Annotated in this window: 16 protein-coding genes; 10 read left to right on the top strand and 6 right to left on the bottom strand. The window is 69.2% G+C overall.

Annotation, left to right across the window (positions count from 1 at the left end):
- Nucleotides 1–188 (top strand): hypothetical protein (locus tag ACGFNP_RS52150; protein ID WP_393331198.1); only part of this gene is annotated, 188 nt, incomplete at its 5' end.
- A 539-nt stretch (nucleotides 189–727) separates the two neighbouring features.
- Nucleotides 728–1,120 carry an EamA family transporter gene (locus tag ACGFNP_RS52155; protein WP_393331201.1) on the top strand — a complete coding sequence of 131 codons (393 nt, stop codon included), beginning with the start codon at nucleotides 728–730 and terminating at the stop codon, nucleotides 1,118–1,120.
- Nucleotides 1,121–1,150: 30 nt separating this feature from the next.
- Here ACGFNP_RS52155 and ACGFNP_RS52160 read toward each other — a convergent pair whose 3' ends face one another.
- On the bottom strand, nucleotides 1,151–1,816 hold the full coding sequence (locus ACGFNP_RS52160) for a nitroreductase (protein ID WP_393331204.1): 666 nt from the start codon (nucleotides 1,814–1,816) through the stop codon (nucleotides 1,151–1,153).
- 285 nt (nucleotides 1,817–2,101) lie between these two features.
- On the opposite strand from ACGFNP_RS52160, the gene ACGFNP_RS52165 reads away from it, so the two are divergent.
- The 5 genes from ACGFNP_RS52165 to ACGFNP_RS52185 all read left to right on the top strand — a co-directional run bounded on the left by ACGFNP_RS52165 (nucleotide 2,102) and on the right by ACGFNP_RS52185 (nucleotide 5,691).
- A complete protein-coding gene (locus ACGFNP_RS52165; RefSeq protein WP_358320839.1) occupies nucleotides 2,102–2,857 on the top strand; it encodes an SDR family oxidoreductase in 756 nt (251 codons plus the stop codon).
- A gap of 158 nt (nucleotides 2,858–3,015) precedes the next feature.
- Entirely contained in the window at nucleotides 3,016–3,249 is a 234-nt protein-coding gene (locus ACGFNP_RS52170) for a hypothetical protein (protein ID WP_393331209.1), read from the top strand.
- 70 nt (nucleotides 3,250–3,319) lie between these two features.
- The gene (locus ACGFNP_RS52175; RefSeq protein WP_358320844.1) at nucleotides 3,320–4,240 is read left to right on the top strand and encodes an RNA polymerase sigma-70 factor; all 921 of its coding nucleotides are present in this window, start codon (nucleotides 3,320–3,322) and stop codon (nucleotides 4,238–4,240) included.
- A 183-nt stretch (nucleotides 4,241–4,423) separates the two neighbouring features.
- Complete coding sequence (locus ACGFNP_RS52180) at nucleotides 4,424–5,167, top strand: hypothetical protein (RefSeq protein ID WP_393331212.1); 744 nt, start codon at nucleotides 4,424–4,426, stop codon at nucleotides 5,165–5,167.
- A gap of 38 nt (nucleotides 5,168–5,205) precedes the next feature.
- Nucleotides 5,206–5,691 carry an Ohr family peroxiredoxin gene (locus ACGFNP_RS52185; RefSeq protein ID WP_393331215.1) on the top strand — a complete coding sequence of 162 codons (486 nt, stop codon included), beginning with the start codon at nucleotides 5,206–5,208 and terminating at the stop codon, nucleotides 5,689–5,691.
- Between the two features lie 40 nt (nucleotides 5,692–5,731).
- Here ACGFNP_RS52185 and ACGFNP_RS52190 read toward each other — a convergent pair whose 3' ends face one another.
- Nucleotides 5,732–7,141, bottom strand: coding sequence for an FAD-binding oxidoreductase (locus ACGFNP_RS52190; RefSeq protein WP_393331218.1), 1,410 nt, complete (start codon nucleotides 7,139–7,141; stop codon nucleotides 5,732–5,734).
- An 88-nt stretch (nucleotides 7,142–7,229) separates the two neighbouring features.
- On the opposite strand from ACGFNP_RS52190, the gene ACGFNP_RS52195 reads away from it, so the two are divergent.
- Nucleotides 7,230–8,171, top strand: a complete 942-nt coding sequence (locus ACGFNP_RS52195; RefSeq protein ID WP_393331221.1) for an RNA polymerase sigma-70 factor — start codon at nucleotides 7,230–7,232, stop codon at nucleotides 8,169–8,171.
- A gap of 62 nt (nucleotides 8,172–8,233) precedes the next feature.
- On the opposite strand, the gene ACGFNP_RS52200 is transcribed toward ACGFNP_RS52195, so the two are convergent.
- The 3 genes from ACGFNP_RS52200 to ACGFNP_RS52210 form a co-directional block, all read right to left on the bottom strand.
- Nucleotides 8,234–9,949, bottom strand: coding sequence for an ABC transporter ATP-binding protein (locus tag ACGFNP_RS52200; RefSeq protein WP_393331224.1), 1,716 nt, complete (start codon nucleotides 9,947–9,949; stop codon nucleotides 8,234–8,236).
- Nucleotides 9,946–11,748: an ABC transporter ATP-binding protein gene (locus ACGFNP_RS52205; RefSeq protein ID WP_393331228.1), complete on the bottom strand. Its 1,803-nt coding sequence runs from the start codon at nucleotides 11,746–11,748 to the stop codon at nucleotides 9,946–9,948. The genes ACGFNP_RS52200 and ACGFNP_RS52205 overlap by 4 nt, the downstream gene beginning before the upstream one ends.
- Nucleotides 11,749–11,824: 76 nt before the next feature.
- Complete coding sequence (locus ACGFNP_RS52210) at nucleotides 11,825–12,721, bottom strand: alpha/beta hydrolase (protein WP_393331231.1); 897 nt, start codon at nucleotides 12,719–12,721, stop codon at nucleotides 11,825–11,827.
- 358 nt (nucleotides 12,722–13,079) lie between these two features.
- Here ACGFNP_RS52210 and ACGFNP_RS52215 point away from each other — a divergent pair, with 358 nt between their 5' ends.
- Nucleotides 13,080–13,556: a hypothetical protein gene (locus tag ACGFNP_RS52215; RefSeq protein ID WP_358320865.1), complete on the top strand. Its 477-nt coding sequence runs from the start codon at nucleotides 13,080–13,082 to the stop codon at nucleotides 13,554–13,556.
- Between the two features lie 16 nt (nucleotides 13,557–13,572).
- Here ACGFNP_RS52215 and ACGFNP_RS52220 read toward each other — a convergent pair whose 3' ends face one another.
- The gene (locus ACGFNP_RS52220) at nucleotides 13,573–13,722 is read right to left on the bottom strand and encodes a helix-turn-helix transcriptional regulator (RefSeq protein WP_393331235.1); all 150 of its coding nucleotides are present in this window, start codon (nucleotides 13,720–13,722) and stop codon (nucleotides 13,573–13,575) included.
- 140 nt (nucleotides 13,723–13,862) lie between these two features.
- Here ACGFNP_RS52220 and ACGFNP_RS52225 point away from each other — a divergent pair, with 140 nt between their 5' ends.
- Complete coding sequence (locus ACGFNP_RS52225) at nucleotides 13,863–14,027, top strand: hypothetical protein (RefSeq protein ID WP_393331238.1); 165 nt, start codon at nucleotides 13,863–13,865, stop codon at nucleotides 14,025–14,027.

A 14,027-nucleotide genomic window follows, 5' to 3' on the forward strand; every position in this document is an offset into this window, starting at 1 on the left:
CGGGCATCCCGGAGTCCTTCAAGGTCCTCATCAAGGAAATGCAGTCGCTGTGCCTCAACGTCGAGGTGCTCTCCAGCGACGGCATGTCCATCGAGCTACGCGACTCCGACGAGGACGTCTTCCGCGCGGCGGAGGAGCTCGGTATCGATCTGTCCCGGCGTGAGCCGAGCAGCGTGGAAGAGATCTGACGGTCCCCATGCGCGACCCGCGACGGGTCGTCTGCTCAGGTGTCGCCAACCGGCGGGACTTGACGAAGGGACGCGGCGAGGACGGCCGTCCTCGCCGCGTGGTCGGGAAGGTCCGGGTCGGGCGGCTTCCTCGGAGCGGAACGAGGCCGCCTGGCGTTATTTCGTTGCGGCCGTAAGTCCGGGCATGCCAGTGTCGAAGCCGCTGGACGGTCATGACGATGCGGGTGGTGTGGTGTGAGGTACGCGGGGCTCGCGCTCGCGTTCGTGTCCTCGGGGTGTTTCGCGTTCTCGGGGCCGCTGGCGAAATACCTCAACGCCGCCGGGCTGACGCCGATCGAAGCCGTCTGAGCGCGGATGGCCGGGGCCGGGCTGTCGCTGGTGACCGTGCTGGCCTTGACCAGGCCGGAGGCGCTGCGGATCCCGCGCTCCAGGTTGCCGTTCGTCGGGCTGTAGCTGGCCGGGGCGTGCTCAGCCGGATATTTCCTGATGAACGATAGCTTTGGCGACGACGTGCATCCGCTCGGGCTCATCGCCTGGGGATGGCGGGGGCGGCCGTGGCGCTGATCCCGTTCGCGCGGCCCTGGAACCTGCCGTGGAAGGCGTTCACGGTGTCCGTCACGCCGGCAGCGGGTGCTCAGCGGTTGCCTCTGCTGGTGGCGTACCTGTGGATGGTGTTGGTCGCGACCGTGGTGGCGTACATCCTGGGGGTGAACGCCGTTCGGCGGCTGTCGGCGGCCGTGGGCGCCACTGTGGCGTCGCTGGAGGTCATCGGCGGCGCGATCGTGGCCTGGTCGTTGGTCGGGGAGACGCTGGGCGTGTTCCAGATCGTGGGCGGGCTGATCGTGTTGTCCGGCGCGCTCCTGGCCCAGACCGCCACCGGCTCCGCCCCTGCCGCCCAGCCGCCACCGGTGCCTGACCTGGCGGAACGATGACTCGCCGGTGCCGCACCCCCGCGCCTCTGGCTAGCCCTCGACGAACGTGACCGTTTCGTTGAGCGGCGCCCGGCCCGTACGGATGTAATCCACCGTGACGTCCTCGAACCCGATCGACATGCCGCAGAAGAGGATGAGCCCATCCGGAGGTGACACGATCTCGGCGACGGTCTTGCGATACACCGACCACGCCATCTGCGGGCAACTGTGCAACCCTTCGGCGCGGAGCAGCAGCATGACCGTCTGCAGATACATGCCGAGGTCGGACCATTGGGGCAGGCCCAGGCCGCGGTCGATGTAGCAGAACAGGGCAGCGGGCGCGCCGAAACAGTCCCAGTTCGCCGAAGCGGCCCGCTGGCGCGACTCCCAGTCCTCGCGCGAGATGCCGAGTGCGCCGTAGCGCTCCTCGCCGAAGGCGGATCGGCGCTCGCGGTATGGGGACTTCAGTGCGGACGGGTACATCTCGTACTCCCGCTCGTCCCAGGGGTCGCCCGCGGCCACGCGCTTGCCGGCCCGCTTCTTGAGCTCGGCCAGCGGCTCACCGATCACCACGTAGGCGTGCCAGGGCTGGAGGTTCGAGCCGGACGGCGACCAAGCCGCGGCGCACAGCACGCGCTCCAGCACCTCCCTCGGGACGACCTTGTCGGTGAATCCGCGCACCGCCCGTCGGCTCGTTACCGCCTCATAGACGTCCAAGATCGCTTCCCCCGTCTGCTCAGCATGTCTACTTATGGACCGTCGGGGATCGGAAGATGTGACATCTTGTCGTTCCCTCGCGACGTCCCGGATCGGCGTGGTCGCGGCCATCACGGACTGCCGATGCATCGCCGCAGGTCAATGGGCACGTTCAGAGCAAGGTCCATGGCATCGCCCGCGGACTGAGAAAAATTTAGCAGCCGGCTGTCACAAGCCCGGAGGCTGTCCGGTCTTAGCTGGAGACCGGTTGGCAGCGGCTGCCCCGGCGGACAGAAAGGAGCTGCCATGAAGATCGTGGTAATCGGCGGAACCGGCCTGATCGGGTCGAAGCTCGTGAAGAAGCTGGGCGAGCACGGTCACGAGGCGGTGGCGGCGTCGCCGAATACCGGCGTCAACACGCTCACCGGCGAAGGGCTGGCCAAGGTGCTGGCGGGCGCGTCGGTGGTGATCGACGTGTCGAACTCCCCGTCGTTCGAGGAGGCCGCCGTACTGGAGTTCTTCGAGACCTCCACCCGCAACCTGCTCGCCGCGGAGGCCGCGGCCGGCGTCGGGCACCACGTCGCGCTGTCGGTGGTGGGCACGGAGCGCCCGCCCGGGAACGCCTACTTCCGGGCGAAGATCGCTCAGGAGCAGCTGATCGAGAAATCGCCGATCCCGTTCTCGCTCGTGCATGCCACCCAGTTCTTCGAGTTCGTCCGGAGCATCGCCGACGAGGCCACGGATGGCGACAAGGTACGGATGCCGCCCGTCCTCTTCCAGCCCATGGCCGGCGACGACGTCGCGCAGGCGGTCGCCAGGGTCGCGGTGGGAGCGCCGCTGAACGGCAGGGTCGAGGTCGGCGGGCCCGAGCAGTTCCGGATGGACGAGTTCTTCCGTGAGGTGCTGGCCTCCTGGGGCGATCCGCGTGAGGTGGTCACCGACCCGCACGCGCACTACTTCGGACAGGAACTGCTCGAGCGGTCGCTGGTGCCGGATGACGGCGCCACCCTCGGCCAGATCCGCTATCGCGACTGGCCCGGCCGGAACGCCACCAAGAAGTAGCCCGTCCTCACGCAGGTGATCCCCATGTCCGACAGCCACCCGGCGACCACTGAACCCAGGCCGAGATCGACCGCATGGCAGGCCGCGCCGACCATGCGGCTGATGCACGTGGTCAGCCGGCCTGCCGGACATCCACTCAAGCCACCTATGGAGGAAAGATGACAGTTCCGGAGCGCGAGAACGACGTTCTGTACGAGCTCAAGGTCGAGGTCGAGATCGAACTGACGGAGACTGTGGCGAGCCGTCCGGAGGAGGAGATGGCACTGCCGATCTCCGACTGGCTGTTCGACCCGACGGACGCCGAGCGTGAGGAGATCGGCGAGCGGGGTCTGCTCGCCGCGGTCGAGGTGTTGGAGGACAGCCCGCCGCCCGAGCCGAGCGCCGAGGCGTGACACCCCCACGTCGACCGGCTGAATCGATGTGGAAAAGTTGACAGCAGCGCAGCGAAGGCGGGGGGTAACCATGCGTTCGAAATCGCTGGAAGAGGCAAGCGACCTCGAAGAGGCCGCTTCCGCCTTCGTCGTGCTGCGGCCGCGCCTGTTCGGCATCGCCTATCGGATGCTCGGCAGCGCGGCGGAAGCCGAGGACATCGTGCAGGAAACCTGGTTGCGCTGGCAGAACACCGACCGCTCGACCATCGAGAACCCCTCGGCCTTCCTGGCGCTGATCACCACCCGCCTGGCCATCAACGTCGCGCAATCCGCCCGAGCGCGACGCGAGGCCTACATCGGGCCCTGGCTCCCCGAACCCGTCGACACCAGCTCCGACCCCACGATCGGCGCCGAACGCGGCGAAGCACTCGAACTCGCCTTTCTGCTCCTGCTCGAAAGACTGACCCCCACCGAACGGGCCGCCTATGTCCTGCGTGAGGCCTTCGTCTACCCGTACGCGCAGATAGCGGACATCCTCCAGCTCAGCCCGGCCAACGTCCGCCAGCTCGTGAGCCGGGCCCGCAAGCACGTGTCCGCCGCACGACGCGAGCCCATCGACAAGATCGAACACCGGCGTCTCCTGACGGCCTTCCTCACCGCCGCCCAGACCGGAAACGTCGCCGCGCTCGAAAACCTGTTCGCCGCGGACGTCGTCAGCTCCTCCGACGGCGACGGCATCAGAGGGGCAGCGCGGTTCCCCCTGGTGGGCGGCCCCCGCGTGGCGAAATTCATCGCCGCGTTCGCGCCACGGTTCTGGCCGGGCGCCGACTTCACGTGGGTCGAAGCGAACGGGCGTCCCGGCGTGCTCGTCCCCGGCGGCCGCACCGGTGTCGCGCTGCTCACTATCGAGGCTTCGCCGCAGGGCATCCATCACCTCATGTGGATCGTCAATCCGGCCAAACTCGACACGTTCACACGATCACGGGCTCGCCACCCACTAAAGAGGGCCTAGCCGCCCAAGACGGCCGCGTCACAACAGGACTGGCTATCCGGTCTTAGCTGTCGACACCGACAGAACAGAGGACATCGTGTGGGCGACCCTGTGGACCGGCGGCCAAGCCGATTTCGCGGCTTGGAGCAAGGCGAAGCCGCGCCGGTCGCAGGCGTACTCCCCCGGCTACCAGGGCGGCAGGAGATGACCGAGGTGAGCGCCGGAACGCTGGCGGAGATGCTCGATGAACGGCAGCACCTGCTGGAGATCGCCTTGTGGATGTTCGGCTCGGAGAGCACGGCTGACCGGATCGTTCAAGAGACCTACCGCCGCTGGTACGCCCTCGGCGATGCGGAGCGCGCCGGGATCGCGGTGCCGCGCGCCTGGCTGACGCGGGTCGCCGGAGGCATCTGCCTGGAGTTGCTCGCCACTGCCACCCCGACGCACGCACCTGCCGGCGTACCGCTACCGGCCGCGGCGCCCGTCACCGACACTCCAGCACGTCGGGCCGAGCCGCTCACCGGCCTGGTGATGTGCCGGGCCGGCGAGGGGGCACATCACCAGGGCCGGTCGCGCCAAGCGATGCTGATCAGACACGATCGTGTCGCGCGCCGGTTCGCCGCGGCCTGTGGCACGGGAGACACCGCGGCGCTGCGGGCGGTCCTGGCCACGGATGCGATGGTCGTGAGCGATGGTGGCGGCAAACTACGCGCCGCCATCCACCCGACCCACGGCGCGGACGCGGTCGCCCGGTTCGTCACAGCCTTGCTGACCGGCCAACCCGGCACCGATGTGGCCGTCGCGTCCGTGAACGGCCGGACGGGTCTGGTGCTGCGCCGGGCGGGCCAGGCCGTGGCGGTGGTCGGCGTGAGCGTCGCCGGAACGGAGGTCACCGCGGTGTGGATCGTGCTGAACCCCGACAAGTTGCGGCGCTGGCACCGCTCATGACCGGCGTCCCCCCTGGCGTGCTACCGAAAGGCGTACTGGTGAACGATCCGAGATTGTCCACGGAGCACGACTACAGCGGCTCCGCGTTCAAACCGCTCTACACCACGCGCGTCACCGTGACCGGCGGCAGCTCCGCCCACGGCCGGGCCACCGGCCGGGCCCGCTCCGCCGACGAGGCCCTCGACCTGGAGCTCCGGATGCCGGGGGAACTGGGCGGCGACACCACCGGCCCGAACCCCGAACAGCTCTTCGCCGCCGGGTACGCCGCCTGCTTCCACGGCGCCCTCAGCCTGCTGGCCCGCCGGCACCTCCTCGACCCCGAACCGATCACCGTGGAGGCGACCGTCGCCTTCGGCCGTGACCCCGCCGACGGCGGCTACCAGCTGAGCGCCGACCTCGTCGTGACCTGGCCCGGAGTCGCCCTCGAGACGGCCGGCGAGCTGCTTGGCCAGGCGAGCACGCTGTGCCCCTACGCGAAGATGACCCGCCAGGGCATCCCCGCCACCATCAGCCTCGCCCCTTGAGTCCGGCTTTACATTGTAGATCACTCATTGTCCGCACGACTTACCGAGGCCGGACGTTGTGGTTGCGGGCGAACAGATTACCGGGGTCGTACTGACGCTTGACCGCCGCGAGCCGCTCATAGGTCGCCGTTGGATAGATCGCGGCGACATCCTCCTCGGTGGCTGCAGCGAGGAAGTTCGCGTAGGCGCCGTTGACGTGCGGTGCGAGTCTCCCCCAGATCGCTTCCAGAGCAGGTCGAGCGGCCTCGACGACCGGCTGCGGACCCGCGACGGTGGTCACGAACATCAACTCCGCTCGGCGGTGCGCGTAGGCGGTGGCGTCGTCGGGGACTCGGGACACCGCACCGCCGACGCTGCGAACGGCGATGAACGGCGACCCCGCCGACGCCCCGACCTCGGTGAGGATCCGCAGGGCCTCGGACACCGATTCCTTGTCGACGAAGGCGCTTCGGGTGACCAGCTGAATGCCCGGCGGCGGGGTCGCGCCATCCACGAGCGTGTCCGCATAGGGCTTCAGCGCGACGTCGTCGTCGATCGCCGTGCCGAGCCGGCGGATCGGGTCGATCGCCTCGGCCGCGAGCTCCGGATCATCGCCGTCGAAGGCGACCTGGATCTCGACCGGCGCTTCGGGTCCGCCGGCGAAGGGATTGGCGAAGCTCGCGATGGAGGTGAGCTCTTCGGGGGCGGTACGGAGGTAATCCGCCCAACCCTGGAGCACGGTGGCCGCCTCCGATGCCGGAAAAGCGATCTTGCCGTAGAAGACGTCTGTCGTCGGGTGCGCCGCGAACTCAAAGGCGGTCACGATCCCGAAATTGCCGCCGCCACCGCGAATCGCCCAGAACAGCTCCGGATTCACCTCCGCGCTCGCCCGCACGACCTCCGCGTTGGCCGTGACCACCTCTGCGGCGACCACGCTGTCCAGGGCCAGGCCGTACTTCCTGACCTTCCAGCCGATGCCACCGGTCAACGTCAGCCCACCGACACCGACGCTCCTGGTGTCGCCCGAGGAGATCGCCAGGCCGTGCGGGGCCAGAACTGCCGCGACCTGGCCCCAGGTGGCACCGCCGCCGATCCGTACAAGATGACGTTCCTTGTCGAGGATCTCCACGTTCGCGAGGCGGCTGAGGTCGATCACGACGCCGCCGTCGTTGGTGCCGAAGCCCGGAAAGCTGTGGCCGCCGCCTCGTACGGACAGTGGAAGCCCGGTGCCGGCAGCAAATCCGACTGCTGCTTGCACGTCCGCGACGGTCTTGGGCCGCAGAACATAGACCGGACTGCCGGAAGCCAAGATCGAGCGGCTGGCCGATTCGTACTCCGTTCCGCCCGGTTCGATGATGTCGCCACCGAAGTCACGGCGAAGGGTTTCAAGCTCTGAACTCATGACGTTCCTTCCGTTGCACTGAACGAACACAAGATGCCGACGACCCGAACCTTGTGACAGCACGGCCATGTGACGTGCGCCACAAGGATCGGTGTCACAAAACGGCGGTGGCCGGCATCTGGTGGGTGACACAGTCGAGAGTGAACAGGAGTCATCCATGGCCGGCACGTCGCAGACCGCGCCCGAAGATCGCGGTGGGGAGCTGGGCCGGGACGATCGCCCGGATCCCGCCACGGAGGCGTTCGTCGCCCATCGCAACCTGTTGTTCACCGTGGCCTACGAGATGCTGGGCTCGGCCGCCGATGCCGAGGACGTCCTGCAGGAGACCTGGTTGCGGTGGGCGGGGGTCGACCTGGGTGAGGTGCGGGATCAGCGTGCGTATCTGGTCCGGATCGTCACGCGGCAGGCGCTCGGCCGGTTGCGTGCGCTGGGCCGGCGTAGGGAGTCCTATGTCGGGCCGTGGTTGCCCGAGCCGTTGCTGACCGCGCCCGATGTGGCCGAGGACGTCGAGTTGGCCGACAGTGTCTCGATGGCGATGCTGCTGGTGCTGGAGACGCTGCAGCCGACCGAGCGGGCGGTGTTCGTGCTGCGTGAGGTGTTCGATCTGGCCTATGACGAGATCGCCGAGGCCGTCGGGAAGAGTCCGGCGGCGGTGCGTCAGATCGCGCACCGGGCGCGGGCGCATGTGGCGGCGCGTCGTCCGCGGGGAGTCGTTTCCCCGGCCGAGACGCGGGACGCGCTGGAGGCGTTCCAGCGGGCGGTCGAGACGGGCGATCTGCAACGCCTGTTCGACCTGCTCGCGCCGGATGTCGTCCTCCTGGGTGACGGCGGCGGCGTCGTGCAGGCCGCGCTGGAGCCCGTCGTGGGAGCCGGCCAGGTGGCTGACGTACTGGCCGCCGGACTGGGCAGGTGGGGCGCCGCGGCGTCGCTGCGGCCGGCCCAGGTCAACGGTTATCCGGCGCTGATTCTCCGGGTCGACGGCGAGGTTAACACCGTCATGGCGGTACGCATCGACGACGGGCTCATCACCGGCCTCTACGCCGTGCGCAATCCCGAGAAGCTGTCACGGATCGAAAGGGAGACCGCCCTGCGCCGCTGAGCCCGGCGACGGTACCAAAGGACCTTGAGCAGCCGTTCGGCCAGGACGGCTGCCGAGGCCCCTCAGGACTTCGCTACCGGCGCCATGGACATTTCCCAGAAAGCGGCGTAGCGACCGCCGCGGCGCAGCAGTTCGTCATGGCTGCCTTCCTCGACGATCCGGCCCCCGTCCAGAAAGACGACCCGATCGGCGCGTTGGACGGTCCGCATCCGGTGCGCCACCATCACCACCGTCCGGCCCGCCATCAGGCGTTCGATGCCTTCGTGGACCGCCGCCTCGTTCACCGGGTCGAGCGCGGAGGTCACCTCGTCCAGCAGGACGACGGGCGCGTCCTTCAGCAGCGCTCGCGCGATCGAGACACGCTGGCGCTCGCCACCCGACAGCAGCGCGCCGCCCTCGCCGACATTCGCCGACCATCCGCCGGGCAGTCGCCCGATCACCTCGTCCAGCCGCGCCGCGGTCGCCGCCGCCCGCACCTCGGCCTCGTCGGCGTCGGGGCGGCCCAGCCGCACATTCTCCTCGATCGTGCCGTCGAAGAGATAGACGTCCTGGAAGACGATGGCCAGCCGCGCCATCAACACCTCCGTGCTGATCGCGCGTACGTCCACACCTCCCAGACGCACCGCGCCCGCGTCCACGTCGTAGAACCGCGCGAGCAACTGCAGCAAGGTGCTCTTACCGGCACCCGACGGCCCGACCACGGCGAGCCGCTGTCCCGCCGGCACGGACAACGACACGTCGTCCATCACCGTACGGTCGCCGTGCCGGAAGGCCACGGACTCGAACGCCACGTCATGGCGTACCGGCTGGATCGGTTCGCGAGGCTCCGGCAGCGGCTCGGTGCGCAACACCGTGTCGAGCCGGGCCAGCTCGGAACGCGCGCCGCGCAGTTTGCCGCCCATCTCCGCCAGCGACAGCAGCGGATCGGCGCAGCGGGCGGCCAGCACCAGGATCGCCAGCACCTCCGCCGCGCCGATACTCCCGCCGAGCGCGAGATAGGCCCCCAGGACCAGCAGCACGGTGAACATCGCCTGCACCGTGAGCGTCAGGCCCACGACGCCGGGCAGCACCGACAGCGTGGAACGGCGGGAGGCGCGCTGGACCTCACGCAGCGAGTCGTCGAGCAACCGGAAGCGTTCAACGCTCCGGCCGCCGGCTCGCAGCACCGGCTGGGCCTGGAGATATTCGATGACTCGCCCGGTGGCCTCCCGGCCGCGGTCGGCGCTCTCCGCATCGACGGCGGCCGTCGAGCGTCCCGTCCAGATCTGGATCGCCGCCACGATCGGGGCGGCGACCAACGCGGCCAGCCCCAACCGCCCGTCGAAGGCGAGCATCACGGCGACGATCGTCAGGGGCGTCACACAAGCGGAGATGAACGGTGCCAGCAGGTGCGCGATCACGCTCATCGCCTGCAGGAGGCCACGGCCGGCCATGACGGAGACCTCCCCGACGCGACCGGCGCTGTACCAGCCGATCGGCAGCCGGGCCAGATGATCGCCGAGCCGGTGATACATACCGCGCAACAGCGTGGTCCCGACGCGGAAACCGGACAGATCACTGACATAGCGCAGCACCGCGTAGACCGCGACCGCCGCCCCGAACGCGATCAACCAGGGCCGCGCGTCCGCGGGGCTGCTCCCGAACAGCGCCCGCAGCACGGGAACCAGCAGTGCGTAGGACAAGCCCTCGACCACCGCGGTCGCCGTCATCAGGGCCACGGTGCGGCGCACCGGCTGGGCGTACTCGTGTCCCAGCACGCGCAGCAGCATTCGAATCATCGGGGTTCGTCTCCTTGCGGTACGCCACCATGGGTGTCGATCTCGTCGGCGATCGCCGATCGGTGGGATCGCCAGAACGCGGCGAACCTCCCGTCCTGTGCCAGCAGCTCGGCGGGCCTGCCACGCTCCACGATCGACCCGTTCTCCAGCACCACGACGGTGTCGGCGTCGGCGACCGTCTCCAGGCGATGGGCGATGACCAGAATCGTGCGATCACTGCCCAGCGTCGCCAGGGCCCGGCGCACCGCCTGTTCGGTCTGCGGGTCGGCGAAGGAGGTCGCCTCGTCCAGCACCAGTACGGGCGTGTCGGCGAGCAGCGCGCGTGCCAGCGAGATCCGCTGCGCCTCGCCACCCGACAGTCCGGCGTCCTCACCGATCACCGAGTCGTATCCGCGCGGCAGCCGGAGAATTCGATCATGAATATTGGCCAGCCGGGCGGCGCGAACCACGTCGTCGAAGTCGGCCTGCGGCACCGCCAGCGCGATGTTGTCCGCGACCGACGCGCGCAGCAGGCGAACGTCCTGGAGCATGAAGGAGACCGTCCGGTAGAGCTCCCGGCTGCCGATCTCGCGCAGATCGACACCGCCCAGGACGACCGAACCGTGGGTGGGGTCGAAGAAGCGCGGCAACAGCTGAACCAGCGTGGACTTCCCGCTTCCCGACGGCCCGACGATCGCGGTGACCGTCCCCGGTTCGAGCACCAGGTCGATCCCGCGCAGCACCTCGTGATCGGCTCCATAACCGAACCGAACATCACGCAGTTCCACCCGGTGTCCGTGTGGCGCGACCGGGTGGGCGGGCTCCGGAAGCGACGGTACGTCGAGCACGTCCCGGATCCGTCCGACCGCGCGCCCGGCGGCCTGCATATCGTCGAAGCCGTGGCCGAGTGCCGCCACCGGAGCGGTCAGGCCCAGCCCCAGCAGCAGGAACGGCAGCAGGTCGGCCGGGGCCATGGCGCCGGCCGTGATCAGTACCGCGCCGCCGATCAGCACGACCAGCAGCACGAACGGCGGCGACAGCACCAGCTGCATCCCGGCGGCGATCCCGGAGATGCCACGCACCCACCGGTAGAAGATGCCGACGAAGTCGTCCGCGGCGGTGCGGAACTTACGGTGGGCGCGCCCGGATCCGCCGAACGCCTTGACCACCGAGATACCCTGCACGAACTCGACGACGGAGCTCGAAATCCGTCCCATGGCCGCGTCGAACTCCTCCTGCTCACGCAGCCGGGCCGGGGTCATCATCAGGGGAACCAGCCCCACGGCCAGCCCTACCGGTATCAGGGTGATCAGCGTGAGCCGCCAGTCGACGGCGAACAAGTAGATCAGCGACACCAGCGGCACCACGAACGCGGAGGCGAGGTCGCCGGGGGTGTGGGCGATGAACGGATGCACGGCGCTCACGTCCTCCCCCACCACCTTCGCCAGCTCGCCGGTCCGGCGCCGGGAGAACCAGCCGATCGGTACGCGCCCCAGCCGCGCGGCCAGTTGCCGGCGGAACGACAGTTGCACCTGGCCGTCGAGCAGGTGCCCGATTCCGGACGACGCGGCCGTGAACAGCAGCCGGACGAACAACCCGGCCGCCCCCGCGATCACGACGAACCAGACATGGCCCTGATCGATCGGGCCGGGCGACAACAGAGCCCGACCCAGTTCGACGACTGCCAGCAACGGCGCCAGACCCGCGACAGCGCCGATGACCTGCAGGACCATGACGGCGGCGAAACTCCCGAGATGAGGGCGCAGCAGCCCTGCCATGCTCTGTCCCGCCGTGGAATCGGCAAGCTCAGTGGTTGTCATCGCATTCCCGTCGTCGTCGATCTCATCTCGGTCAATCTCGTCTCGGTCAATCTCGTCTCGGTCAATCTCGATCGCCTCACTCGGCCAGGGCACGGCGCAGGGCTCCGGAGAGTTCGGCGAGCTGCCGCTGTGACACCTCGGCGGACGGGATCGCCTGCGACCCGTGGAAGGTGCCGGACCATTGGTGCAGCTCGACCGACACACCCGCCTCCAGCAGGCGCATCGCGTAGCCGATGCCTTCGTCGCGGAGCGGGTCGAGCTCCGCGGTGGCGATGTAGGCGGGTGGCAGGCCGGACAGGTCGTCGGCCCGTGCCGGGGCGGCGTACTGCGAGGCGGGCGCGGAGCCCAGATAGTGCCGCCACGTCGCGGTGAGCTTGTCGCGGGTCATCCAGGGCGTGTCGGTGAAGTTCCGTGCCGACCAGGTCTCCTGGCGGTCGTCGAGCTCGGGCTGGTTGAGCAGCTGGAAGCGGATCGGCGGGCCCTGCTCATCGCGCGCCCGCAGCGCCACCGCGGCCGCGAGCCCCGCGCCTGAGCTGTGACCGCCGACCGCGATCCGCCCGGCGTCGATGCCGAGCTCGGCGGCGTGCTCGGCCGTCCAGGTGAGTACGGCGTAGGCGTCGTTCAGCGCGGCCGGGAACCGATGCTCGGGCGCCTGGCGGTAGCCCACCGAGATCACCACCGCGCCGGAGCTGTCCGCGAGCCGGGACGCCCACGGGTGCTCGGTGTCCAGGTCGCCCATGACGAATCCGCCGCCGCGCAGCCAGACGATGGCGTCCCGTGCCTGGCGCGGGCGATAGACCCGCACCGCCACGTCCGGATCGGCGGGCACCAACCGGTCCTCGATCTCCATTCCCGCCGTGTCCGCCGCCGGTGCCGCGCCGGCCAGTTCGGCGAGGTTCTTGCGCGCGGTGACCGGATCGGTCAGATCGGCTGAGGGGAACAACGGGATGAAGGCTTCCAGTTCGGGATCCATGGCGCCCATCCTCACGGTCGGCACCCCTCGCGATCATCCGCCATCCGTCGTGTGTTCCATCGAAATGGCGCACCGATCGGCGCATGAGACCTCACGTCGCCCCGCCGAAGAGCGCGTACTCGACGTGGTCGAGCGCCAGTCGTACGGCACCGAGCGCCACGGATTCACCGCCCAGCTCGGAGGTCTTCACGCGTGCGGGCTCAGCGGGCGAAGGCACGGACGACGGCCGCCGATCTCTCCTGGCCAGAAGACCAACGGCGCGTGTCACCTGCTGTTCGTCCCTAACGCCTGGACCGATAACCAAATTTCGGGCATGCTTGTCGAGATCTTTGGTCAAGAGCTACGAAAGGACGATCAGGTGCGAATGCCGGCAAAGGCAGTCCTCCTCACGGCGACACTCTGTCTCAGCGGTGTCGTCGCGCTCCCCGCGAACGCCGCCGCGGCGGCGAGCCCGGAGAGCATCTGCGGCTCCGGTTACGCGCGCATCACCGGCGGCACGCAGCCGGTGAAGACCTCGAGCGGCCGCAAGTACGGCACGGTCTACCTGCTTTACAACCGCAGCAACGGTTACAACTGCGTGGTCACCATCAAGTCGAGCTTCGTCGGCACGAAGACGCCCGTCAGCGCCGAGCTCACGATCATGGCCAAGCCGATCAAGGACACGAAGCAGGACCCGATCGTGCGCAGGGACAAGGGCAACTTCAAGTCCTACGCGGGCCCGGTGAAGTATTGGGCCCAGGGCAGGTGCGTGAAGTTCTGGGGCACGATCAAGCCGCTCGGTCACGACCCGGCCGTCGCCAGTGGTGGCCGTCAGAAGTGGGACAACTGCGGCTGACGCCCCGTCGCGGGAGTCAGACCAGCCGAGGGCCGGCCAGCGTGGCCAGCTCGGTCCGGTTGCCGACGCCGAGCTTGACGTACACGTGTGGCAGGTGGATCTTCACCGTGCCGCGGCTCATGAACAGCCGGGCGCCGATCTCGGGGCTGTTCAGGCCCTCCACCACGAGCCCGGACCACGTTCAGCTCGGTGGGCGTGAGGCTGGCCCAGCCGGTCGGCGGCCGGGCGCGGGTGCCCCGGGCGCGGCGGACATAAGCCACCGCCGTGTCGTGCGCGGGTTGATCCACGGGGTGGCGTGGACAGCCCATGCTCTCCCGGGCGGCCGCGCCGGCGGCGAGCACACGCGCCGCCTCGACCAGCCGCCGGGTCCGGGCCATGAGCGCGCCCAGCGCGTCCAGACTGTCGGGCGGGCTGTCCCGCCGGTTCGACGATTCGGGCAGCGTCCTGCTGCGCTGCACAGCAGGACGCTGA

The organism is Nonomuraea sp. NPDC049269, from assembly GCF_043197155.1.
In the GTDB taxonomy this organism is placed as follows: domain Bacteria; phylum Actinomycetota; class Actinomycetes; order Streptosporangiales; family Streptosporangiaceae; genus Nonomuraea.

Coding starts and splice junctions, on each gene's coding strand:
- ACGFNP_RS52165 (WP_358320839.1), top strand. CDS start 2,102: ATGAAGATCGTGGTAATCGGCGGAACCGGCCTGATCGGGTCGAAGCTC.
- ACGFNP_RS52205 (WP_393331228.1), bottom strand. CDS start 11,748: ATGACAACCACTGAGCTTGCCGATTCCACGGCGGGACAGAGCATGGCA.
- ACGFNP_RS52210 (WP_393331231.1), bottom strand. CDS start 12,721: ATGGATCCCGAACTGGAAGCCTTCATCCCGTTGTTCCCCTCAGCCGAT.
- ACGFNP_RS52175 (WP_358320844.1), top strand. CDS start 3,320: ATGCGTTCGAAATCGCTGGAAGAGGCAAGCGACCTCGAAGAGGCCGCT.
- ACGFNP_RS52190 (WP_393331218.1), bottom strand. CDS start 7,141: ATGGCCGTGCTGTCACAAGGTTCGGGTCGTCGGCATCTTGTGTTCGTT.
- ACGFNP_RS52155 (WP_393331201.1), top strand. CDS start 728: ATGGCGGGGGCGGCCGTGGCGCTGATCCCGTTCGCGCGGCCCTGGAAC.
- ACGFNP_RS52180 (WP_393331212.1), top strand. CDS start 4,424: ATGACCGAGGTGAGCGCCGGAACGCTGGCGGAGATGCTCGATGAACGG.
- ACGFNP_RS52200 (WP_393331224.1), bottom strand. CDS start 9,949: ATGATTCGAATGCTGCTGCGCGTGCTGGGACACGAGTACGCCCAGCCG.
- ACGFNP_RS52195 (WP_393331221.1), top strand. CDS start 7,230: ATGGCCGGCACGTCGCAGACCGCGCCCGAAGATCGCGGTGGGGAGCTG.
- ACGFNP_RS52170 (WP_393331209.1), top strand. CDS start 3,016: ATGACAGTTCCGGAGCGCGAGAACGACGTTCTGTACGAGCTCAAGGTC.
- ACGFNP_RS52225 (WP_393331238.1), top strand. CDS start 13,863: ATGCTCTCCCGGGCGGCCGCGCCGGCGGCGAGCACACGCGCCGCCTCG.